The organism is Saccharopolyspora flava (genome assembly GCF_900116135.1).
Classification (GTDB): domain Bacteria; phylum Actinomycetota; class Actinomycetes; order Mycobacteriales; family Pseudonocardiaceae; genus Saccharopolyspora; species Saccharopolyspora flava.
The window spans coordinates 134341-155812 of the sequence record NZ_FOZX01000004.1 but is presented as its reverse complement, the minus strand read 5'-3'; the positions used below and the strand labels follow the sequence as shown (position 1 = coordinate 155812).

General features: G+C 71.1%; 19 protein-coding genes. 10 read left to right on the top strand and 9 right to left on the bottom strand.

The annotated features are described in order from the left end of the window. Positions 1-27 precede the first annotated feature (27 nt). Entirely contained in the window at positions 28-1839 is a 1812-nt protein-coding gene (gene cysC, locus BM424_RS14050) for an adenylyl-sulfate kinase (protein ID WP_093417428.1), read from the bottom strand. Between the two features lie 223 nt (positions 1840-2062). Continuing rightward, complete coding sequence (gene cysD, locus BM424_RS14045) at positions 2063-2968, bottom strand: sulfate adenylyltransferase subunit CysD (protein WP_093417426.1); 906 nt, start codon at positions 2966-2968, stop codon at positions 2063-2065. A 130-nt stretch (positions 2969-3098) separates the two neighbouring features. Between cysD and BM424_RS14040 the strand changes: the two genes are divergently transcribed. From BM424_RS14040 to BM424_RS14010, 7 genes are all read left to right on the top strand, one after another. Further along, positions 3099-3566, top strand: coding sequence for a nuclear transport factor 2 family protein (locus BM424_RS14040; RefSeq protein ID WP_093417423.1), 468 nt, complete (start codon positions 3099-3101; stop codon positions 3564-3566). Positions 3567-3799: 233 nt separating this feature from the next. Next, complete coding sequence (locus tag BM424_RS14035; protein WP_093417421.1) at positions 3800-4963, top strand: hypothetical protein; 1164 nt, start codon at positions 3800-3802, stop codon at positions 4961-4963. 5 nt (positions 4964-4968) lie between these two features. Next, positions 4969-5754 (top strand): SDR family oxidoreductase, encoded by a 786-nt coding sequence (locus BM424_RS14030; RefSeq protein ID WP_093418207.1) that lies wholly within the window; start codon positions 4969-4971, stop codon positions 5752-5754. Positions 5755-5764: 10 nt separating this feature from the next. After that, positions 5765-6919 carry a sulfotransferase family protein gene (locus tag BM424_RS14025; protein WP_093417418.1) on the top strand — a complete coding sequence of 385 codons (1155 nt, stop codon included), beginning with the start codon at positions 5765-5767 and terminating at the stop codon, positions 6917-6919. Between the two features lie 36 nt (positions 6920-6955). Continuing rightward, entirely contained in the window at positions 6956-8116 is a 1161-nt protein-coding gene (locus BM424_RS14020; RefSeq protein WP_093417416.1) for a lactate 2-monooxygenase, read from the top strand. Between the two features lie 250 nt (positions 8117-8366). After that, complete coding sequence (locus tag BM424_RS14015) at positions 8367-8711, top strand: hypothetical protein (protein ID WP_139274065.1); 345 nt, start codon at positions 8367-8369, stop codon at positions 8709-8711. 187 nt (positions 8712-8898) lie between these two features. After that, entirely contained in the window at positions 8899-9741 is an 843-nt protein-coding gene (locus tag BM424_RS14010) for an SAM-dependent methyltransferase (protein WP_093417410.1), read from the top strand. 13 nt (positions 9742-9754) lie between these two features. Here the strand turns inward: BM424_RS14010 and BM424_RS14005 are convergent, their stop codons facing one another. Beyond that, positions 9755-10111, bottom strand: coding sequence for a BlaI/MecI/CopY family transcriptional regulator (locus BM424_RS14005; protein WP_093417407.1), 357 nt, complete (start codon positions 10109-10111; stop codon positions 9755-9757). A 709-nt stretch (positions 10112-10820) separates the two neighbouring features. Between BM424_RS14005 and BM424_RS14000 the strand changes: the two genes are divergently transcribed. Further along, positions 10821-11177, top strand: a complete 357-nt coding sequence (locus tag BM424_RS14000) for a hypothetical protein (protein WP_093417404.1) — start codon at positions 10821-10823, stop codon at positions 11175-11177. A 285-nt stretch (positions 11178-11462) separates the two neighbouring features. Further along, positions 11463-12059, top strand: coding sequence for a hypothetical protein (locus BM424_RS13995; protein ID WP_093417402.1), 597 nt, complete (start codon positions 11463-11465; stop codon positions 12057-12059). Here the strand turns inward: BM424_RS13995 and BM424_RS13990 are convergent. After that, positions 12052-12405 (bottom strand): ArsR/SmtB family transcription factor, encoded by a 354-nt coding sequence (locus tag BM424_RS13990; protein WP_093417399.1) that lies wholly within the window; start codon positions 12403-12405, stop codon positions 12052-12054. The genes BM424_RS13995 and BM424_RS13990 overlap by 8 nt on opposite strands. A gap of 61 nt (positions 12406-12466) precedes the next feature. Here BM424_RS13990 and BM424_RS13985 point away from each other — a divergent pair, with 61 nt between their 5' ends. Continuing rightward, positions 12467-14386: a heavy metal translocating P-type ATPase gene (locus tag BM424_RS13985; protein WP_093418204.1), complete on the top strand. Its 1920-nt coding sequence runs from the start codon at positions 12467-12469 to the stop codon at positions 14384-14386. A gap of 155 nt (positions 14387-14541) precedes the next feature. On the opposite strand, the gene BM424_RS13980 is transcribed toward BM424_RS13985, so the two are convergent. The 5 genes from BM424_RS13980 to BM424_RS13960 all read right to left on the bottom strand — a co-directional run bounded on the left by BM424_RS13980 (position 14542) and on the right by BM424_RS13960 (position 21322). Further along, positions 14542-15411, bottom strand: coding sequence for a PDR/VanB family oxidoreductase (locus tag BM424_RS13980; RefSeq protein ID WP_093417396.1), 870 nt, complete (start codon positions 15409-15411; stop codon positions 14542-14544). Then, positions 15408-16361, bottom strand: a complete 954-nt coding sequence (locus BM424_RS13975) for a heme-dependent oxidative N-demethylase family protein (RefSeq protein WP_217649703.1) — start codon at positions 16359-16361, stop codon at positions 15408-15410. The genes BM424_RS13980 and BM424_RS13975 overlap by 4 nt, the downstream gene beginning before the upstream one ends. Next, entirely contained in the window at positions 16358-16897 is a 540-nt protein-coding gene (locus tag BM424_RS13970; RefSeq protein WP_139274064.1) for a dimethylamine monooxygenase subunit DmmA family protein, read from the bottom strand. The genes BM424_RS13975 and BM424_RS13970 overlap by 4 nt, the downstream gene beginning before the upstream one ends. A gap of 62 nt (positions 16898-16959) precedes the next feature. After that, positions 16960-19008, bottom strand: a complete 2049-nt coding sequence (locus BM424_RS13965) for a hypothetical protein (RefSeq protein ID WP_093417390.1) — start codon at positions 19006-19008, stop codon at positions 16960-16962. A 217-nt stretch (positions 19009-19225) separates the two neighbouring features. Then, positions 19226-21322 carry a glycosyltransferase family protein gene (locus tag BM424_RS13960; RefSeq protein ID WP_139274063.1) on the bottom strand — a complete coding sequence of 699 codons (2097 nt, stop codon included), beginning with the start codon at positions 21320-21322 and terminating at the stop codon, positions 19226-19228. Between the last annotated feature and the right edge of the window lie 150 nt (positions 21323-21472).

Genomic DNA, 21472 nt, shown 5'->3' with positions numbered 1-21472 from the left:
GATCTCACCACGGATCCCGGTCGCTCGTCAGTCGAGCATGGACACGATCCGCGCGGCCATCTCGCCCGGATCGCCAGAATCGGGCCGCAGCACCAGGTCCGGCCGCTCCGGCCGCTCGTAGGCGTCGTCGACGCCGGTGAACCCGGTGATCTCCCCCGCCCGCGCCCGCGCGTAGAGGCCCTTGGGGTCACGCGCCTCGCACACCTCGACGGGGGTGTCGACGAAGACCTCGACGAAGGTCAGCCCGGCCTCCCGGTGCACCTGCCGGGCGCGCTCCCGGTCGGCGCGGTAGGGGCTGATCAGCGACACGATGGACACCACGCCGGAGTCGGCGAACAGCCGCGCCACCTCGCCGACGCGGCGGACGTTCTCGGCCCGGTCCTCGGCGCTGAAGCCCAGGTCGGCGTTGAGCCCGTGCCGCAGGTTGTCGCCGTCGAGCAGGTAGGCCGGCCTGCCCGAGGCCACCAGCCTGCGCTCCAGCTCGACGGCCACGGTCGACTTGCCCGACGCCGACAGCCCGGTCAGCCACACCGTCGCACCCCGGGTCCGCCGCTGCTCCCGGCGGACCGCGGTCGACACCCAGGTCACGGCGGACTCGGCCACGTCCGGCCCGGTGATCATGCCCGCGGCGACGGTGTCGTGGGTGTCCTCGTCGACGAGGATGAAGCTGCCGGTGGTGCGGTTGCGCCGGTAGGCGTCGAACAGCAGCGGCTGCTGGGTGCGCAGCCGGATCCGCCCGATCTCGTTGAGCGACAACGATGTCGCGGTCGTGTCGCGGTGCAGGGTGTTGATGTCGAGCCGGTAGTCGAGCTGCCGCACCCGGGCGCGGGTGGCGCTCGTGGTGTGCTGGATCGCGTAGCGCGCACCGGGTTCCAGCGCGGACCGCTCGGTGAGCCAGCAGACCAGGGCGTCGACGTCCTGACCGGTGTGCGGGCGGTTCTGCGGCCGGCACAGCATGTCGCCGCGCGCGACGTCGAGGTCGTCGGTGAGGCGCACGGTGACCGCCTGCGGCGTGAAGGCCTCCTGCAGCGGTTCGCCGCCGGGTCCCCAGATCTCGGCGATGCCGGTGCTGAAGCCGGAGGGCAGCACCACGACGTCGTCGCCGGGCCTGAGCACTCCCCCGGCCACGGTTCCGGCGTAGCCGCGGACGTCGCCGTCGCGGATGACGTACTGCACCGGCAGCCGCGCGTCGACGAGGTTGCGGTCGGAGGCGACGTGGACCTCCTCCAGGTGGTGCAGCAGCGACGTGCCCTCGTACCAGGGCATGTTCTCGCTGCGGTGCACGACGTTGTCCCCGCGCAGCGCGGAGACCGGGATGAACGTCAGGTCCGGCGCGTCGAGCTTCGCAGCGAAGGAGGCGAACTCGGCGCGGATCTCGTCGAACCGCTGCTGCGAATAATCGACCAGGTCCATCTTGTTGACGCACAGCACCAGGTGCGGGATGCCGAGCAGGCTGGCCACGAACGCGTGCCTGCGGGACTGCTCCAGCACTCCCTTGCGGGCGTCGATGAGCACCAGCGCGAGGTCGGCGGTGGAGGCGCCGGTGACCATGTTGCGGGTGTACTGGATGTGCCCGGGGGTGTCGGCGATGATGAACTTGCGCTTGGGCGTGGCGAAGTAGCGGTGCGCGACGTCGATGGTGATGCCCTGCTCGCGCTCGGCCCGCAGCCCGTCGGTGAGCAGCGCGAGGTCCGGCCCCTCGTCGCCTCGGCTGGCGCGCTCGACGGCTTCGAGCTGGTCGCTGAGGATCGTCTTGGAGTCGTAGAGCAGGCGCCCGATCAGCGTGGACTTGCCGTCGTCCACGCTCCCGGCGGTGGCCAGGCGAAGCAGCTGCGTCATCTGAGCTCCTCTTCGGTTGCGCTGCGGGTTCCCGGTTGCCACGGCGAAGCCGTGTCTCTTTCCCCACCTCAGGCGCTGGCACCGCCGCGGGTTCTCAGACGTCTTCTGGGGAGGACAGCCGACGTGTCGTGTATTGGCATACATAAGCCTCGGATCCCGGAGCCAGAAGGCGTCTGAGGTTCCGCTACCCGCACCGCCAAGCAACAAGACCACAGAACTCTCATTAGAAGTAGCCTTCTCGCTTGCGGTCTTCCATGCCCGCTTCCGAGATGCGGTCGTCTGCTCGGGTGGCGCCGCGTTCGGTGACCCGGGCGGCGGCGACCTCGGCGACGACGTCGGCGACGGTGCTCGCGGTGGAGGGAACGCAGCCGGTGCAGGTCGCGTCGCCGACGGTGCGGAAGCGGACGGTGGCCTCGTAGGGCTGCTCGTCCTCGCCGGGCGTCAGGTGCGGGTTGGTGGCCAGCAGCATCCCGTCGCGCTCGAAGACGGTGCGCCGGTGGGCGTAGTAGATCGAGGGGAGCTCGATGCCCTCGTCGAGGACGTACTGCCAGATGTCGAGCTCGGTCCAGTCCGACAGCGGGAAGACGCGGATGTGCTCGCCCTTGCGGTGCCTGCCGTTGTAGAGGTGCCACAGCTCGGGACGCTGGTTGCGCGGATCCCACTGGCCGAACTCGTCGCGGAAGCTGAACACCCGCTCCTTGGCGCGGGCCTTCTCCTCGTCGCGGCGGGCACCGCCGAAGACGGCGTCGAAGCGGTGCTCGCCGATGCTGCGCAGCAGGGTCCGGGTCTGCAACCGGTTGCGCCCGGCCCCGGGCTGCTCGACGGAGCGGCCCGCGTCGAGGTCGTCCTGGACGCTGCCGACCACCAGCCGCAGGCCCAGGCGTTGCACCGTGCGGTCCCGGAAGTCGATGACCTCGGCGAAGTTGTGGCCGGTGTCGATGTGCAGCACCGGGAACGGCAGCGGCGCGGGCCAAAACGCCTTGCGCGCCACGTGCAGCATCACGGCGGAGTCCTTGCCGCCGGAGAACAGCAGCGCCGGGCGTTCGAAGCAGGCGGCGACCTCGCGGAAGACGTGCACCGCCTCGGCTTCCAGGCCGCGCAGGTGGGTCAGTTCGTAGGTCGTGGTCACGGCGGACCCGCCCTTCGGATCAGAACCTGATCTAGAACAAGTTTCACAGAAAAGTAGAACAAGTTCTTGCGCATGGTCAAGCTGCGCGGAAAGCTGGGGGAACCCCGGACGGACCGAGCGAGGAGGCGTCGTGGACCTGGTCGCGATGGAGGAGATCAAGCGCCTGAAGCACCGCTACCTGCGAGCGGTCGACCTGAAGCTGTGGCACGAGCTGGCCGACACCATCACCGAGGACGCGGTCGGCGACTACGGAACCGAGGCCGCCGGCCAGAAGCTCCACCTCGTCGGCCGCGAGGAGATCCTCGCGTTCATGCGGGAGAACCTGGGTCCGGGCATCATCACCACGCACTTCGCGGGACAGCCCGAGATCGACGTCGACGGCGACACCGCCACCGGCACCTGGTGCTTCGAGGACACGGTCATCGCCACCGAGTTCAAGACGATCATCCGGGGTTCGGCCTTCTACGAGGACACCTACCGCCGCGAGTCCGACGGCGCGTGGCGCATCAGCCGGACCGGCTACACCCGGACCTACGAGTTCCTGCACACCTTCGACGACCTCCCCAACTTCACCCTCACAGCCAACCGCTGGGCCTGACCGAAACGGACAACCGTCAGGCAACCGCCGCAGGCGGTTTCGCAGTACCCCACCTCAGGCGCTGGCACCGCCGCGGGTTCTCAGACGTCTTCTGGTGAGGACAGCCGCAGCGCCGTGTATTGGACATACATCAGTCGCGGATCCCGGAGCCAGAAGACGTCTGAGGTTCCGCTACCCGCACCGCCGAGCAAGAAGACCACAGAGCATTAGAACAGGTTTCAAAGAAGGAAAAGATGCTCACGCAGCCTTTCGCTGATGCTGTTGCCGAAGCCGAGGAGATCATCAAGGGCGCCAAGCACATTCGCACCGATCAGGACCTGATCGAGGGCTACGACTACCTGGCGGGCAGCATCCAGGCGTCGATGATGCTGGCCTGGGCCTTCGAGCGGGATCACCCGTACTTCATCCAGTCGACCGGCCCGCACACCAAGATGGGCCTGGACAACCCGGACGCGCTGTACTTCCACTCCTACATCCGCGACGACGCCGAGTACGTGGTGACCGGGAAACGCGGCAGCACAACGGATCTCAGCTTCCAGGTGCTCAACGGCGACTACTCGCCGGTGGACGTGCCGGACAGCCTCGCGGCCTTCGACGACCGGCGCATCGACATCGGCGACGACGGCGAGTTCGAGGTGCGCTTCGGGCCGGGGCCTGCCGGGCCGAACTACTTCACCCTCGCCCCGGGTTCGGCGATGCTGGTGGTGCGCGAGGTCTACAGCGATTGGGACACCGAGCGGCGCGGTCTGATCCGCATCCGGCGCGCCGACACCGCGGGCACCGCTCCCCCGCCGCGCACGATGGACCTGATGACCAAGCGCTACGGCGTGGCGGGCAAGATCCTGCTCAGCCGGTTGCGGACGTTCCTGGCGTTCCCGGAGTGGTTCTACCTCAACCAGCCGGTGAACACGATGAACGAGCCGCGCTCGACGCCGGGCGGGCTGTCCACCCAGATGTCCTCGGCCGGGCACTTCGAGCTCGCCGACGACCAGGCGATGATCATCACGGTGCCCCGCTCGGAGGCTCCCTACCAGGGCTTCCAGCTCGGCAGCCCCTGGTACATCTCCACCGACTACATCAACCACCAGACCAGCCTCACCGCCGACCAGGCGCGCACCGATCCCGACGGCAAGATCCGCTTCGTGCTCGCCGAGCGGGATCCCGGGCTGGCCAACTGGATCGAGCTCACCGGGCACCGGCGCGGGTACATGCAGATCCGCTGGCAGAGGCTCTCCCGCGAGCTGGGCCCCGAGGACGGCCCGCAGGTGGAGGTGGTGCCGTTCGCCGAGCTGCCGGAACGCCTTCCGCACCACGAGGAATCGCGCATCACGCCCGAGCAGTGGCGCGAGCGCATCACCGCGCGGCAGGCCGCCGTGCACTACCGGATGCTGGGGTGAGGTCGATGCTGGACGGACTGCTGCGCGACAAGGTCGTCGTCGTCTCCGGGATCGGGCCCGGTCTGGGCCGGTCGCTGGCGCTGCGCAGCGCGCAGGCCGGCGCCGACGTGGTGCTGGCCGCGCGCACCGAGAAGCGGCTGGAGCAGGTCGCCGGCGAGGTCGAGGAACTGGGACGTCGGGCGCTGGTGGTGCCCACCGACATCACCTCCGAGGACGACGCCGCGAACCTGGTCTCCCGCTCGGTGGAGCACTTCGGGAAGGTCGACGCGCTGATCAACAACGCGTTCGCGATCCCGCCGCTGGCCGATCTGGCCGACACCGACCTGGAGGCGATCCGGCAGGGCTTCGAGACCACCTCGATCGCCGCGCTGCGGATGACCAGGCTGTTCGCCCCCGCGCTGACCGAGACCCGCGGCGCGGTGCTCATGGTGAACTCCGCGGTGCTGCGGCACTCCCGCCGCAACTACGGGGCCTACAAGATGGCCAAGTCCAGCCTGCTGTCGCTGGCGCAGAGCCTGGCCACCGAGCTCGGGCCGCGGGGCGTGCGGGTCAACACCATCGCCCCCGGCTACATCTGGGCGGACTCGCTCAAGTGGTACCTCGGCCACCTCGCCGAGCAGCGCGGGATCACCCGCGACGAGGTCTACGAGGAGACCGCCGCCACCACGGACCTGCGCAAACTGCCGGAACCGGACGAGATCGCCGACGCGGGCCTGTTCCTGATCTCCGACCTGTCGCGGATCATCACCGGCCAGTGCCTGGACGTCAACGCAGGAGAATTCCACCACTGAGGAGCGGTTCATGAGCATCGGTCGCGACGACGTCGGCACCGTCGAAGACCTGCACGCCTCGGCCACCCGGCTCGTCGGGCTCGACGACTTCGGCCCCGACGACTACACCGACGGGCTCGGCGTGCTGCTGGAGTCCTACGAGCGGGACGCCGGGCTGACGCCGCTGGGCAACAAGGTGGCGCGCGCGTTCCTGCGGGGCGCGCTGACCGCGCGGCTGATCAGCGAGGACGCGTGGAAGAAGCACCCGCAGCACGCCGAGGTCGCCATCGAGCGCCCCATCTTCGTCACCGGGCTGCCGCGCACCGGGACCACGGCGCTGCACCGGCTGCTCACCGCCGACCCGGCCAACCAGGGCCTGGAGCTGTGGCTGACCGAGGTGCCGCAACCGCGCCCGCCGCGCGAGACCTGGGCCGACGACCCGGTCTTCCAGGGCATCCAGCAGGGCTACACCCAGCACCACGTGGAGCACCCCGAGTTCATGGGCGTGCACTACATGTCGGCCGAGCAGGTCGAGGAGTGCTGGCAACTGCTGCGGCAGTCGATGCGGTCGATCTCCTACGAGTGCCTGGCGCACCTGCCGACCTACTCGCGCTGGCTGGCCGGGCAGGACTGGACGGCGGCCTACGCGCGGCACAAGCGCAACCTGCAGCTCATCGGCCTGCCGGACCGGAACCGGCGCTGGGTGCTGAAGAACCCGAGTCACCTGTTCGCGCTGGACGCGCTGCTGGAGGCCTACCCGGACGCGCTGGTGATCCAGACGCACCGCGAGCCGCGCACCGCGATCGCCTCGGTGTGCAGCCTGGCCGCGCACGCCACCCACGACTGGTCGGAGACCTTCCGCGGCGAGACCATCGGCCGCGACCAGCTGGAGCTGTGGTCCCGCGGGCTGGACGAGTTCACCGCGGCCCGCGCCCGGCACGACCCGGACCGCTTCTTCGACGTGCGCTACGAGGACTTCACCGCCGACCCGATCGGCGTGGTGCAGCGGATCTACCGGCACTTCGGGATCCCGCTCGACGACGCCGCGACGCAGGCCATGCGGGGCCTGCACGCCGAGAGCACCGCGGGGCACGCCAAACCCGCGCACCGCTACTCGCTGGCCGACTTCGGGTTGCGGGAAGAAGAGGTCGACGAGCGCTTCGCCGGATGGGCTCCGGTCGGTTAGATTCCGGGCGAATTTCGACGCACCGGAGGGCGAAGCATGGCGTACGGCGACTACCAGCTGGAGATCTACCTCAACGGCCTGAGCGGGGTGCTGCCCGACCTGCCGATGGAGTTCGAGGAGCTGGAGGAGCGCGCGAAGGCCGCCATGTCGCCGTCGGTGTGGTCCTACGTCCACGGCGGCGCCGGATCGGAGCGCACGCAGCGCGCCAACGTCTCGGCGTTCGACCGGTGGGGGCTGGTGCCGCGGATGTTCGTCGGCGCCGAGCAGCGGGACCTGTCGGTGGAGCTGTTCGGGATGACGCTGCCGTCGCCGGTGTTCATGGCGCCGATCGGCGTGCTGGGCATCTGCGGGCAGGACGGCCACGGCGACCTGGCCACCGCGCGGGCCGCGGCTCAGACCGGGGTGCCGATGGTGGCCTCGACGCTGTCGTCGGACCCGCTGGAGGACGTGGCGGGCGAATTCGGTGACACGCCGGGGTTCTTCCAGCTCTACACGCCGAAGGACCGGGATCTGGCGGAAAGCCTGGTGCGCCGGGCCGAGAAGGCGGGCTACAAGGGCATCGTCGTCACCCTCGACACCTGGATCCCGGGCTGGCGGCCGCGCGACCTCGCGACCTCGAACTTCCCGCAGCTGCGGGGTCACTGCCTGAGCAACTACTACACCGACCCGGTGTTCCGGGCGGGTCTGGACAAGAGTCCCGAGGAGGACCCGGGTGCGGCGGTGCTGCGCTGGGTCTCCACCTTCGGCAACCCGCTGACCTGGAACGATCTTCCGTGGCTGCGATCGCTGACGGACCTGCCGCTGCTCGTCAAGGGCATCTGCCACCCCGACGACGTCCGCCGCGCCAAGGACGGCGGCGTGGACGGCATCTACTGCTCCACCCACGGCGGCCGCCAGGCCGACGGCGGCCTCCCGGCCCTGGAGGTCCTCCCGGAGGTCATCGACGCCGCCGACGGGATGCCGGTGCTGTTCGACTCCGGCGTCCGCAGCGGCGCCGACGTCATCAAGGCCCTCGCCCTGGGCGCCACCGCGGTCGGCATCGGCCGCCCCTACGCCTACGGCCTCGCCCTCGGCGGCACCCCCGGCGTCACCCACGTCCTCCGCAGCGTCCTCGCCGAAGCCGACCTCATCATGGCCGTCGACGGCTACCCCACCCTCGGCGACCTCACCCGAGACGCCCTCCGCCCCCTCACCTGACCGACCTCGGGTCAAATACCGCAGGATTCGTCCGGTCAAATACCGCAGTTTTTGACCGGGCGAATACCGCAGGTTTTGACCCGGGGACGGTGCCGGGGCCCGTGATGGGGGTTCTCACCTGGGGATTTGGGGGAAGTACCCGATCGGACGAAGAGCGGGGTCACAGTCGGGATCGATAACGGGCGGGGTGCGGGGAGCGATCTTCTCCACAGAGGTAAAACCTACCTTTACTCGGAGATCGGAGGTCGCGATGGCGCAGGTAATGAGCCTGGCGTTCGTCGGCTCCGCTGTCGTGCTGCTCATCGCCGTGCTGATCGTGCGGGAGAGCGGACGTCGGAGCACCGCGCGGTGGGAGCTAGAACGGGAGCGGCTGCGGCGGGACACGCTCACCCAACTGGCCGCGGACGACCGGGAGCACGCACGCGCGCTGCTCAAGAGCGCCCGCGAGCTGTTCGGCGCGGGACACGTCGCGACCGCGGCGATTCTGGAGATGCAGGCGACCGACTACGAGATGCGCGCCGACGACCACGAGGCCGCGCGCACCGACCCGACCTCGCCGATCTTCCCGATGCGGCAACACCAACTGTCCTCGTGACCACGACGAACCGGGTCCTGCGCGGCACTTTCGCGCAGGACCCGGTCGCGTTCTGCACCGTTCGGAGCGAGTTCGGGCCCCCGAACGGCCGAAACGCGCTCCTCCCGGACCATCCGGGTCCCGCACGGTCGACAACACCGATAGACTCCCGGAAAACGTGATCAACTCCACGGGGAGCGCGGCACCGATGGCCAGCGAAGGCGAGGCCGCCGACGGCGGGGCGACGGCCGGCATCGACACCAGCAAGGCGAGCATCGCGCGCGTCTACGACATGTTCCTGGGCGGCAAGGACAACTTCGCCGTCGACCGCGAGGTCTACGAGTCCATCCAGGCCGTCTCGCCGCACGGCGACGACGTCGCCAGATCGATCCGCCGCTGGCTGATCCGCGTGGTCCGCCACCTCGCCGGTCCCGAGGTCGGCATCGACCAGTTCCTGGACATCGGTTCCGGCCTGCCGACCGTGGAGAACACCCACGAGATCGCCCAGCGCCACAACCCGGACGCCACCGTCGTCTACGTCGACAACGACGCGACGGTCGCCGCCTACGGCCGGGCGCTGATGGAGGAGAACGACCGCACCCACTTCGCCACGGCCGACCTGCGCGATCCGGCGACGCTGCTGGCCGCGCCGCACGTCGCCAAGCTCGACTTCGACCGGCCGATGGCGATGATCCAGTGCGCCACGCTGCACCACGTCGACGACGCCGACGACCCGGTCGCGTTCATGCGGCACTACGTCGACGCGCTGCCCTCCGGCTCCTACCTGGCGATCTCGCACTGGTGGGACCCGGTCGACGAGCTGCCCGAGGGCCACCGGATGGCCCGCGAGCTGGAGCAGCGGTGGCGCGAGTCGTCGATGGGCAGCGGGCGATACCGGACGCGCGAGGAGATCGGGGAGCTCTTCAGCGGCCTGGAGCTCGTGGAGCCCGGCCTGGTGGAGCTTGACGACTGGTGGCCGGACGGGCCGCGGCTGCGCGAGGTCTCGCTGGTGGAGCGGCTGATCCTCGGCGGCGTCGCCTCTAAGCCCTGAGACACCGGTCGGTTCAGCCGTCCCGCTCGCGCAGCGCGGTGCGCAGGATCCGCGCGTGCTCGGCGCTGAGCGACGCGGCGAAGTGCCCGAGGACCACCTCGGGCGCGCCGGAGGCGTCGAGCACCTGGCCGAGCATCCGCGCGGCGGCCTCCTCGCGGCTGCGCGTGGGCCGGTAGCGGTAGGCCCGGCTCTCCATCTCCCGCTGCACCCAGCCCTTGCGGTGCAGGTTGTCGAGGACCGTGAGCACGGTCGTGTAGGCCAGCGATCGGCCGGTGTCGAGCCGCTCCAGCACGTCGCGCACCTTGACCGGCTCCGGCTCTTCCCACAGCACCTGCATCACGGCGGCTTCGAGCTCGCCCAGACAACGCATGGCCCCTCCTCCCCGGGCCACATCGTACGTCCGGGCTGCGCACGTCGCGCACGCTACGTGAATGCGGTTCGGGTTCATCGCGGACGCCGTCCACCAGCACTTCCGCATCGAGAGGAACCCCGTTGACCGCCAATCGGATTCACAACTACTATGCTGATTAGTAGCGGGCTCACCCCCAAATCCCCGAGGCCGCTACCTGCGCGAGGTCCCCGGCATCCCCCCTCGTTGGTCCTCGCGGAATGCTGAGCGGGCCCTTTCCCCCCAGAGGGCCCGCTCAGCCCCGTTTCACCGGCACCGAAGCGGAATTGCCGAATCCATTTCCGGACGCATTCGCCGGGCGACCCCTGCCGCTCGCTCGTACCTGCCTACCAGCGGCTTCGCCCCGACGCGGGGCACCTGTCCGGACGTGTCGCCTCCGCCGAGGACCGAATGCACCGGGTTCGCCGCCGTGCGCTGGAACAACGCAGTTCGGCGCGCAGAACCACCCCTTAGTGCGGCACACAAGGTTACTCCGCCGTGATTGGTGCGTGCCCGGATCGTATTCGCCGATGTGAATTCGATCCTATTCCGCTCCAGCGCCCTCTGCGATGCTGGCCCGCCGCCCCCGGAAGTCCGCGAATCCCGGGCAAAAGCAGAAGAATTCGGATGGCTCCATGACACCCACACCGCACCCACGACGCACTGACGCCGCGCGCCGGTGGGGCGTGCGATGACCGCGCAGGACGACCTCGGCGCCGAGGTCGAGCAGCTGCTGCGCGCCTTCGAGGCGGCGCTGGCCGAGACCGACCTGCTCGGCAGGCACGCCGACCCCGACGAGGAGCCGGAGCGGCTGCGCGACCTGCGCCAGCAGGTCGTGGAGTACGTGCGGTCGGTCCCCGCCGAGCACCTGCCGCGCCAGCGCTGCGGCAACTGCACCGGCCAGGGCGAGGTCTCGGCCGTGCACGTCCGGCGCGGGTCGGAGACCGAGCTGCCCGAGTTCACCACCGCCCAGCGGCTCTGCCCCAACTGCTGGGGCACCGGCCTCTCCCTCCGCCACACCGAACAACCCCCGGAGCTGGAGGCCTAGCTCGCCGCCCGCGCCCTGAAATTCGGTGGCGCGCACCGACTTGCCCGGTGCATGGTTGTTCCGTGGTTGTGGACCACGTCGGCGATGCGCTCCCCCGCGGTTCTCGGGCCCGCGGTGGGCGCTGCTCGCCGAACCCACCGGTGCCGATGCCGAGCTCGGGTTCGGCATCGGCACCGGACGGGTCGTCGATCATCACGCAGCGCGGGAAATCCGTTGCTGCGAGCGGATAGTATTAGTCCACATCGGATGATCGACCGGATCGCGCGGCTCTGGTAGGAAGCGCGCATGCGCTTCTACGCGGAACGCCCGACACGCCTTGCGGGACAGCTGCTCTCCGACCTCCTCGCGATCGGGTGGGTCGCCGGGTTCTGGTGGCTCGCGGACCTGGCCAGGTCCGCGGTGCTGGAGTTGCAGGCCTCGGGCCATCGGATGATCGAGGCCGGGGGCGGGCTCCGGACGACGTTCACCGACGCCGCGCGCACGGCCTCCGAGGTCCCGTTCGTCGGCGACGACCTGGCGGGCGCGCTCGGCAGGGGAACCGCGGCCGGTGACGTCCTCGTGGACGCGGGCGGGCGGCTGATGGAGGTGATCGATCTGGCCGCAGGCGGTGTCTTCGCGGTGATCGTGGTGCTCGCGCTGATCCCGGTGCTCGCGGTCTGGTTACCGCGCCGCATCCGCTACGCCCGCGCGGCCGGGCAGGCGGTGGCGATGCGCGCCCAGGGTCCGGACCTGCTGGCGCTGCGCGCGCTGACCGAGCTCCCCCACCGGCGTCTCCGGCGGGTCGGCCGCGAGCCCGCGGCGGCCTGGCGCGAGGGCGACGCCGAGGTCATCGCGCAGCTGGCCGGGATGCGACTGGCCTCGCTGGGACTGCGGGTCAGCTGACCGATTCGGAGCGGTCCACCAGACCGAGCCGCAGGTGCTCGCTGTGGTAGACGGCCTCGTCGAGCAGCTGGGCGACGTGGTTGTCGTAGAGGCTGTAGACGATGCTGCGGCCCGAGCGCGCGCCGACGACCAGGCCGAGGTTGCGCAGCAGCCGCAGCTGGTGGGACACGGCGGACTGTTCCATGCCGACGGCCTCGGCGAGCTCGGTGACCGGGCGCGGACCCCGTCGCAGCTCGGCGAGGATCAGCAGCCGGCTCGGGGTGGCCAGCGCCTGCAGCGTGTTCGCCACGTGCTGGGCCGACTCCGCGTCGAGCCTGATCTCCTCCCGATCCACTCCGTGTCCCATGCGGGGCAGTCTAGACCGCTGTTTGCATGAACGCATGTTCATGTGTTCTCCTGTGCGGGTCATGCCCGGAACTGCGGAGAGGTCTTCACCCGTGGTCACGTCCGCCCCCGCCGCCCCGCGACTCGCGCCACCCGCGCGGACCAGGCTGTTCGCGCTGCCCGAGATGCGGTGGGCCGCCGCCGCTCTCGGCCTGTTCCTCGCCGGCCTCGCCCTGCAGCTGGCCGGCGCCCCGGAGTGGTCCTGGTGGGCGCTCTACCTGGCCTGCTACGCCACCGGCGGCTGGGAACCGGGACTGGCCGGGCTGCAGGCGCTGCGGGAGAAGACCCTCGACGTCGACCTGCTGATGGTGCTGGCCGCGATCGGCGCGGCCGCCATCGGCGAGATCACCGACGGGGCGCTGCTCATCGTCATCTTCGCGACCTCCGGCGCGCTGGAGGCGCTGGCCACCGCGCGCACCGAGGACTCCGTGCGCGGGCTGCTCAGCCTCGCCCCCGAGACCGCCACCGTCGTCACCGCCGGTGGCGTCGAGCAGGTCCGGCCCGCCGCCAAGCTGGAGATCGGCGACGAGGTGCTGATCCGCCCCGGCGAGCGCATCCCCGCCGACGGCACCGTGCTGTCCGGCTCCAGCGACGTCGACCAGGCGACCATCACCGGTGAACCGCTGCCGGTGGACGTCACGACCGGCTCGGAGGTGTTCGCGGGCACGCTCAACGGCACCGGGTCGCTGCGCGTGTGGGTCGGGCGCCGCGCGGAGGACTCGGTGGTCGCGCGGATCGCGGCGCTGGTCGAGCAGGCCGGGCAGACCAAGGCGCGCACCCAGCTGTTCATCGAGAAGGTGGAGCAGCGGTACTCGATCGGCATGGTCATCGCCACCGTCGCGCTGTTCGCCATCCCGCTGCTGCTGGGGTCCGACCTGCGGGAATCGCTGCTGCGGGCGATGACGTTCATGATCGTCGCCTCGCCGTGCGCGGTGGTGCTGGCCACGATGCCGCCGCTGCTGGCCGCGATCGCCAACGCCGGGCGGCACGGCGTGCTGGTCAAGTCCGCGGTGGTGATGGAACACCTGGGCACGACGACCAAGGTCGCCTTCGACAAGACCGGCACGCTCACCCGAGGCACCCCCGAGGTCGCCGAGGTGCGGGTGCTGGACCCGGCGTTCTCGCGCGAGGACCTGCTGCGGCTGGCCGCGGCCGCCGAGCGGCCCAGCGAGCACCCGCTGGCGACGGCCGTGGTGCGCGCCGCCGAGCGCGCGGAGCTGACGCTGCCGCCCGCCGAGGGCTTCGCGGCTCTGCCGGGTCGCGGCGTCACCGCCCGGGTGGACGGCCACCACGTCGAGATCGGCGCCGCACCCGAGGACTTCGAGGTCGCCGCCGGGAGCACGGCCGTGCTGGTGCGGCGGGACGGCGAGCCGGTGGGGCTGCTGGCCATCACCGACCGGCCGCGCCCGGAAGCCGCCGAGGCGGTGGCCGCGACCCGGGCGCTGACCGGCGATCCCGTGCTGCTGACCGGGGACAGCGCCGCCGGGGCGAGCGAGATCGCCGCGCACGTGGGCATCACCGACGTGCGCGCGGGACTGCTGCCGGAGCGCAAGCTCGACGAGGTCGAGGCGATGCGGTCGGCCGGGCACCGGGTCGCGTTCGTCGGCGACGGCATCAACGACGCCCCGGCCCTGGCCACCGCGCACGCGGGGGTCGCGATGGGCGGGGCGGCCTCGGACCTGACGTTGCGGACCGCGGACGCGATCATCGTGCGCGACGACCTCCACGCGCTGCCGGCCGTCATCGAGCTCTCCCGCCGCGCCCGCCGCGTGGTCACGGCCAACCTCGTCATCGCGGGCACCTTCATCGCGGTGCTGGTGACCTGGGACCTCGTCGGTCACCTCCCGCTGCCGCTCGGCGTGGCGGGGCACGAGGGCTCCACGATCCTGGTGGCCCTCAACGGCCTCCGCCTCCTCCACCCCCGCGCCTGGAAGGCGTCCTGAGCTGTGGTCCGGCAGGGTGCGAACGTCACCAGGGGACAGTTTTAGCCATAACTGCCCGCGCTCGATGTCCGAAATGTCGGGTCAGTTATGGCTAAAACTGCCCCCTGCCGCCCCGCGCCCCGCGGGAGCCCGGGGCGGTTCTCGCGCACCGCGGGTCAGAGGTCGAGTTCGAGGGGGCCTCGTGCTCGGGAGACGCAGGGGGCGATCGAGGTGGCCGTCTCGGGTTCGGAGAGGTAGAGGTCGCGGTGCAGGGGCTCGCCGGCGGTGAACGGCGTGACGCACTCGCCGCAGACGCCCCGGCGGCAGCGGTGCGCGACCTCGACACCGGCCGATTCCAGCGCCTCCAGCAGGGTTTCGCCCGCCCCGACGGGCACCGTCGCACCCGTGCGGCGAAGGTGGGCGGTGAACGGCTCGCCGGGGGCGGGCAGCACGCCGAAGCGCTCGGTGTGGATCCGGGTGCGCGGCCAGCCCGCCGCGCGCGCCCGCGCGAGCACCTCGTCGGTGAACGGCACCGGGCCGCAGACGTAGAGGTGCGTGCCCAGCGGCTGGTCGGCGAGGTCGAGCCCGCGCCAGAACTCGGCGCGCGAGCGGGTCAGGTGCGCGCCGGGCAGGTCCTCGGCGTGCACGGCGTTGCGGGAGACGTGGTGGACCTCGACCGAGCGCTGCCAGAGCCGCGCGGCCCGGACGTGCGAGAGGATCGGCGTGACACCGATGCCCGCGGCCACCAGCAGGTGGTGCCGAGCGGTCTGCACGGGAGCGAAACCGCTTCGGGGACCGTCGGTTTCGACGACGTCGCCGGGCGCCAGCCGGTGCATCCAGCGCGAGTCGCCGGAGCCCAGCCGCACCGAGATCTCGTAGTGCTCGGGCCGGAACCCGTCGCCGGTCAGCGAGTAGGCGTGGCGCCGGGAACCGCGCACCACCTCGATGTGGCTGCCCGGCACGTAGGACCGCACGTCGCCGACCAGCCGGATCCGCCGGACGCCGTCGGCGATGAGGCGGGTGTCGGAGACGGTGAGCCGGGTCATCGCCGCAACCACTCCAGCAGCTCCGGGCGGATCTCGCCGTAGCCCTTGTAGTCGGCCATCTCGTCGGGCAGTTCGGCCAGCACGGCCGCGAACTGCTCGCGCCAGGCCGGGACCAGCGCCAGCTCCCGCATCGGCAGCAGGTAGGTGCGGATGAGGAACAGGATCGAGCCGGTCAGCGGCAGCCGGATCAGGTGCTGCACCTCCACCCGCAGGTGCAGGGTCTCGCCGAGGTCGCCGATCGAACCGCGCTCGGCTCCCCACTCGTCGTAGGTCTCCAGCGAGGCGTCGAGCCGGTGCCCGACGGTGGAGCTCCAGTTCAGCCGCCGGTAGCAGTCGCCGGGTTGCAGGCCCAGAAGGAACCGCTCGGCGCGCGGGATCGCGCCGTCGGCGAGGTCGCGCGGGACGGGCCCGTGCAGCTCGGTGAACGACATGCCGAGCACGAACTCGATGGACCAGTTCGACGCGAACGTGACCACCCCGGCGTCGGCGAACAGCCGCCCCTCGCGCTCGTCGAGCAGCACGAGGTCGTCGTTGACCTGGGAGGCGGCGAAGCGCAGCGGCGGCTCGCCCAGCGAGTCCTCGTCGCCGAACCGGAACCGCCTGCTCACGCCGAGTCTGCTGTTCTCCCAGTGGAATTCGCGGTCCCCGGTGCTGCTCAGGGTCATCGCCGGGTCGGTGGCGGCGGCTTCGGCGAGCAGGTGCAGCAGCGCGTCCCACCCGGCCGCGCGCATGTGCGGGAGCTCGACGTGCCTGCCGGGGTCGCGGCGCAGGATCTCGGCGCGCTCGGTGAGTTCGGCCTCGTAGCCGGCGTGCGGGTCCAGGACGGTGCCGCCCCACTCCCCCGCCGCCGTGCGGTGCGCGCGGGGCGCGGCCTCGACGTTGACGCCGTAGCGGTAGCGGTCGCCTTCCAGCGGCCACGGGAACCGCCGCACGCGCTCGGGCAGGGTCACCGGAACGCCTCCACGTCGGCGTGGAACCCCAGGTAGGAGCCCCGGTGGCGGGAGACGTGGGCGTAGACGTGCAGCGGCTGCCCGCAACCGGAGCAGGTGAGGCGGGAGCCCGGCGAGGTCGTCGCGGGGGTCTGGGCGGTGCAGTGCGCGCAGTGCACCAGCAGCCGATCCCGGGAGGTGACCCGGCAGCGGATCTCCTCGTCCACGGCCCCGGCGGCGATCGCCCGCGCCCGCAGGGACAGCACGTCGGCCTCCGGACCGGCCAGCATCAGCCGCCACCCCACCCGCGCCCGCGCCAGCTGCTCGTCCAGGGCCTCGAAGGCCTCCTCGGCGCTGTCGACCTGGATCGTCCACACCGGACTGTTGTGGGTGGGGGAAGTTTTCATGAAAACTTCCCCCACCCACGAGTCCACGATCGCCTCGGCCGGGTCACCGATCCCGACGAGCGTGTAGCTCGTCCCGTCCGGGTCGACGGCGACCTGCGCGGGCCAGTCGGGAACGCTGGTGCGGGCCCCGGCCGCCATCCGCTCGTCCACCCGCCGAGTACACAAAGGCCGGGCGCGGTGTGTCAACCGCGCCCGGCCCAGGTCACGCCGCGCTACTGAACCGCCCAGTACCCGAAGGCCTGGAAGTCCGGGGACGGGCCGAACGGGCTCATCGGCGCCAGCCGCACCGTCAGCTCCGGGCCGGTCACCAGGTTCCCCGGGATCGTGATGACGGTCTCCGACCAGCCCTTCTGCTCCGGCTTGAGCCAGTGCTTGCCCAGGTCGGTGCCGTCGGCGTAGACCCGCACGTCGCGGGCACCGGTGTAGAGGCCTGGCTTGGGGCCGGTGGAGTCGTGGCGGGCGATGAGCCGCACCTGCTTGCCCGGCACCAGGTTGTGCAGGGTGAACTCCTCCTCGCCGATGATGTGCCTGGCGCTGTCGACGACCTGGTGACCACCGGTTTCGAGGGTGCGCGCCTCGGTCATCGGCTGGAACCCGGCGCGCGCGGTGCGCACCACGTGGTCGTGGTCGGCCTCGGAGGTCATCGACCCGACGTCGACGTAGTCGCGGATGGTGCCGTTGACCGGGCGGATCGGCTTGTCACCGGTGTCGATCAAGCTCCAGTCGGCCTTGTAGACCGTCATGACCGGCAGCGCGAGCACCGGGGCGCCGAGCACGCCGGCCTCAGCGAGGTGCTCCAACTGCACGCCGTTGGGCATCCGGTCGTAGATGGCGATGTAGTCGGGGCGGTCCTCGGGCGACATCGCGCGCAGCTCCTCGTAGAGCGCGCCCATGCCGTTGAGCGCGGGCTTGGCCAGCCCGTTGGTGGTCAGCCCGACGAGGTCGACGGTCGGGTGCCCGCCCAGGTAGGCGGCGGCGCCGACGTCGTGCACGCCCAGCCGGGCGTCCTCCGGCAGGTTGCCCTTGGTCCAGTTGGCCAGCGCGACCACGCGCTCCCGGATGCCGCCGGAGTCCTGCACGGCGTTGTGCACCCAGGTCGGCACCGACAGGGCCGTGAACAGCGCCGCCACCGCCAGCAGCGCCACCGGGGTCTTGTCGCCCAGCCGCAGCCGCTTGCCGACCTCGATCAGGCCGATGACGGCGGCGAGCACGAACAGCGGCAGGAACGGCTGCAGGTAGCGGACCTGCTGCCACAGCGCGGTGCCCATCGTCGAGATCGCCCCGAGCGCCAGGACCGTGCCGATGCCGATCGTCCAGCCCGCCCAGCGGCGCGGGCCGCCGTCGCGCACCAGCACCGCCACGCCGAGCGCGGCCAGCGCGAGCGCACCGGGGAAGGCGAAGTCCTGCCGGTTGAGGCCGGCGAGGATCTCCATGAACGCCGAGAAGTTGTCCGCGGTCTTGCCCGCCAGCTCGCCGAAGCTCAGGTTCGGCATGGACAGGTGCGACTTGGCCTGCGAGCCGTTCGGCGAGGAGTGACCGGTGGTGACCAGGTAGAACAGCAGTTGCGCGCCGATCACCGCGAACGGCAGCGCCGACCAGATCATCGACCCGATCCGCACCGGCAGGGGCCGGGCGCGGCGCGCGCTGAGGTAGATCATCAGCAGCGGCACCGGCAGCAGGAACACCAGCGCTTCCAGGCGGCACAGCGCGGCCAGCGCCACCAGCACCGGGGTCCAGCGGAAGACTCCGCCGGGCAGTTCCCGCACCAGCATCAGCAGCGTGCCGACCAGCAGCAACGCGGTGATCGAGACCTCCATGCCGCTGGAGGCGCCCCACAGCAGCGGACCGCTGAGCGCGACCAGGAAGCCCGCCCACACGCCCGCGACGGGCCCGGCGACGCGACGGCCCAGCAGCGCGACGCCTCCGGCGGTGAGCGCGTGGCAGACGACGCCGAACAGCACGGCGAAGGGCAGGAACAGCCCGCCGTGCACCCCGAGGAAGTAGAACGCACCCAGCACCAGCACGTAGAGCAGGCTGCTGGCACCGGTGGAGATCGGGTCACCGTCGTTGTACTGCAGGAACTGGCCCTGCCCGATCTGCTTGGCGTACTGGGCGTGAATGTAGGCGTCGTCCAGCGGCGGGATGTAGCGGCCGCCGTTGTAGTGCACGTTGATCAGCACGAACGCCAGTCCGGCGGCCAGCGCCACCAGCGGCACGGCCCACATCCCGATCCGGTCGAGGCGCCACCGGCGCGCGGGCACGTCCGCGCGTCTCGTCGTTTCGGTTAACTCCGGTACGACCGGCTCTTTCGTCACGCTCAACCCAACGGGTCCTTCCAGGCAGGAGTTTTCGCGCCTGCACACCGTTGGGCCGGCCCGTGCGATCGACTATAGAGGGCGGTTTTCCCGGATTCGCCGGGTGCCACCGCACAGCTCGGTAACCGTTCAACAACCCGGTAACCGCGCGATAACCCGGTGCTCACTGCGCGGCCCAGTAGCCGAAGGACTTGTAGTCCGGGTAGGGGCCGACGAACTCCTGCGTCGCGCCCATCCGCACCGTCAGGTCCGGCCCGGTCACCAGCCGGGCCGGGATCTCGATCACGGACTCGTTCCAGCCCTTCGGATCGGGCACCAGCTCGTGCTTGCCGAGGTCGACGCCTCCGGCGAACACCCGCACCTCGCGCATCCCGGTGTAGAAGCCGCCTTTCGGCCCGCTGGCGTCGTGCCGGGCGATCAGCTGGACGGGCTCGCCGGGTTCGAGGTGGTGCAGGGTGAACTCCTCCTCGCCCCAGATGTGCCGGGCGCTGTCGACCATCCGTCTGCCGCCGGAGTCGACGGTGCGCAGCTCGGTCATCGGCGGAAAGTCCGAGCGCGCGGCGATGAAGCGGTGCTCGTGCGCGCGCTCGGAGTCCATGGACCCGACGTTGACGTGATCACGGATCCGGCCCCGCACAGGGGTTTCCGGCCGGTCGCCGGAGCCGAACAGGCTCCAGTCGGTCTTCCTCACGGTGATCTGCGGGGTCGCCAGCACCGGGTCGGTGTAGACGCCCGCGGCGGCGAGCTTGTCGAGCTCGATGCCGCCGGGCATGGCGTCGTAGGCGGCGACGTAGTCGGGCAGCTGGTCGGGTGGCAGGGTGCGCAGCTTCTCGTAGAGCGAGCCCATCCCGTTGAGCGCGGGTTTCGCGAGGTCGTTGGTGGTGAGCCCGACGAGGTCGACGGTGGGGTGACCGCTGAGGTAGGCGGCGGCACCGACGTCGTGCACGCCCAGCCGCGCGCCCTCCGGCAGCCCGCCCTTGGCCCAGGCCGCGAGGGTGACGAGCCGTTCCCGGATGCTGGCCGACTCGACGACCATCACGTGCGCCCACATCGGCACCGACACGGCCGTGAACAGCGCGGCGATCAGCAGGATTCCGGTGGCCGCGCGGCCGGGCAGGCGCAGCGCGCCGACGACCGCGCCGATGCCGACCACGGTGGCCAGCAGGACCAGCGGCAGGAACGGCTGCAGGTACCGGACCTGCTGCCACAGCGCGGTGCCCATCGTCGAGATCGCCCCGAGCGCCAGGACCGTGCCGGCGCCGATCGTGACGCCGACGAGTCGGCGGGCGTCGTCGTGCCTGCTCAGCGCGACCACGCCGATGGCGGCGAGCAGCAGGGCGCCGGGGAGCACGAAGTCCTGCCTGCTGATCCCGCTGAGGATCTGCAGGAACTGGGAGAAGTTCTCCGAGGTCTTGCCGACGAACTCGCCGAGGTTGAAGTGCGGGATGCTGGTCAGCGACTTCGACTGGGAGCCGTTGGGCGAGGCGTGCCCGGTGGCCAGCCGGTAGAGCAGCAGCTGCGCGCCGACGACCGCGAACGGCAGCAGGCACCAGGCCATCGCGCCGATGCGGGCGAGGCCGCTGCGGAGGCGGGTGGCGCGCATCATCAGCGGCACCAGCGCGACGAGGAACGCCAGCACCTCCATCCGGGACAGCGCCGCCAGCGCGGCGAGCACCGGGGTCCACCGGAACAGCCCGGACGGTGCTTCCCGCACCACCATCAGCAGCGTCGCGACCAGCAGGAACGAGGTCAGCGTGATCTCCATGCCGCTGGTGGCGCCCCACAGCATCGGGCCGCTGAAGGCCACCAGCGCTCCGGCCCAGCGGCCGGTGGCACGGTCGACCAGGCGCTGCCCGAGCAGCAGCACCCCGGCCGCGGTGGCGGCGTGGCAGACGACGCCGAGCAGCACGGCCGCGGGCATCAGCAGGCCGCCGTGCAGGCCGACGGCGTACAGCGCGCCGAGGACGAGCACGTAGAGCAGGCTGCTGGCGCCGGTGCTCATCGGTTCGCCGTCGTGGAACCGCAGGAACTCGCCGCGCCCGATCTGCTTGCCGTACTGCAAGTGGATGTAGGCGTCGTCGAGCGACGGGATGTAGCGCCCGCCGTTGTAGTGCACGTCGATCACGGCGAACAGGAGACCCGCCAGCAGCGCCCCTCCCGCCACGAACCACATCGCGCGGTCCCGCTTCTCCCGCGGTGGCACGGCGCTCCACTGCGGTTGTCCCACATCCGTTGCTACGGGGTCCTTCTCAATCGTCACCCGAAAGGTCCTCTCGATCCGCCCAGCGGACGCCGCCCCCAGCGACCGTCGGAACCCGACACGCGACCGACCCGGGTCGCGTTGCCGAGCACGGGATCATCCACGATGAAATCGGCCCGCACGGAGTATCTTTCTGGGCTGATCGGCCTA

Bases quoted from the DNA above. Each gene is read 5' to 3' on its own strand.
- cysC (WP_093417428.1), bottom strand. From the start codon at position 1,839: ATGACGCAGCTGCTTCGCCTGGCCACCGCCGGGAGCGTGGACGACGGC.
- BM424_RS14035 (WP_093417421.1), top strand. From the start codon at position 3,800: ATGCTCACGCAGCCTTTCGCTGATGCTGTTGCCGAAGCCGAGGAGATC.
- BM424_RS14030 (WP_093418207.1), top strand. From the start codon at position 4,969: ATGCTGGACGGACTGCTGCGCGACAAGGTCGTCGTCGTCTCCGGGATC.
- BM424_RS14025 (WP_093417418.1), top strand. From the start codon at position 5,765: ATGAGCATCGGTCGCGACGACGTCGGCACCGTCGAAGACCTGCACGCC.
- BM424_RS14020 (WP_093417416.1), top strand. From the start codon at position 6,956: ATGGCGTACGGCGACTACCAGCTGGAGATCTACCTCAACGGCCTGAGC.
- BM424_RS14015 (WP_139274065.1), top strand. From the start codon at position 8,367: ATGGCGCAGGTAATGAGCCTGGCGTTCGTCGGCTCCGCTGTCGTGCTG.
- BM424_RS14010 (WP_093417410.1), top strand. From the start codon at position 8,899: ATGGCCAGCGAAGGCGAGGCCGCCGACGGCGGGGCGACGGCCGGCATC.
- BM424_RS14005 (WP_093417407.1), bottom strand. From the start codon at position 10,111: ATGCGTTGTCTGGGCGAGCTCGAAGCCGCCGTGATGCAGGTGCTGTGG.
- BM424_RS14000 (WP_093417404.1), top strand. From the start codon at position 10,821: ATGACCGCGCAGGACGACCTCGGCGCCGAGGTCGAGCAGCTGCTGCGC.
- BM424_RS13995 (WP_093417402.1), top strand. From the start codon at position 11,463: ATGCGCTTCTACGCGGAACGCCCGACACGCCTTGCGGGACAGCTGCTC.
- BM424_RS13990 (WP_093417399.1), bottom strand. From the start codon at position 12,405: ATGGGACACGGAGTGGATCGGGAGGAGATCAGGCTCGACGCGGAGTCG.
- BM424_RS13985 (WP_093418204.1), top strand. From the start codon at position 12,467: ATGCCCGGAACTGCGGAGAGGTCTTCACCCGTGGTCACGTCCGCCCCC.
- BM424_RS13980 (WP_093417396.1), bottom strand. From the start codon at position 15,411: ATGACCCGGCTCACCGTCTCCGACACCCGCCTCATCGCCGACGGCGTC.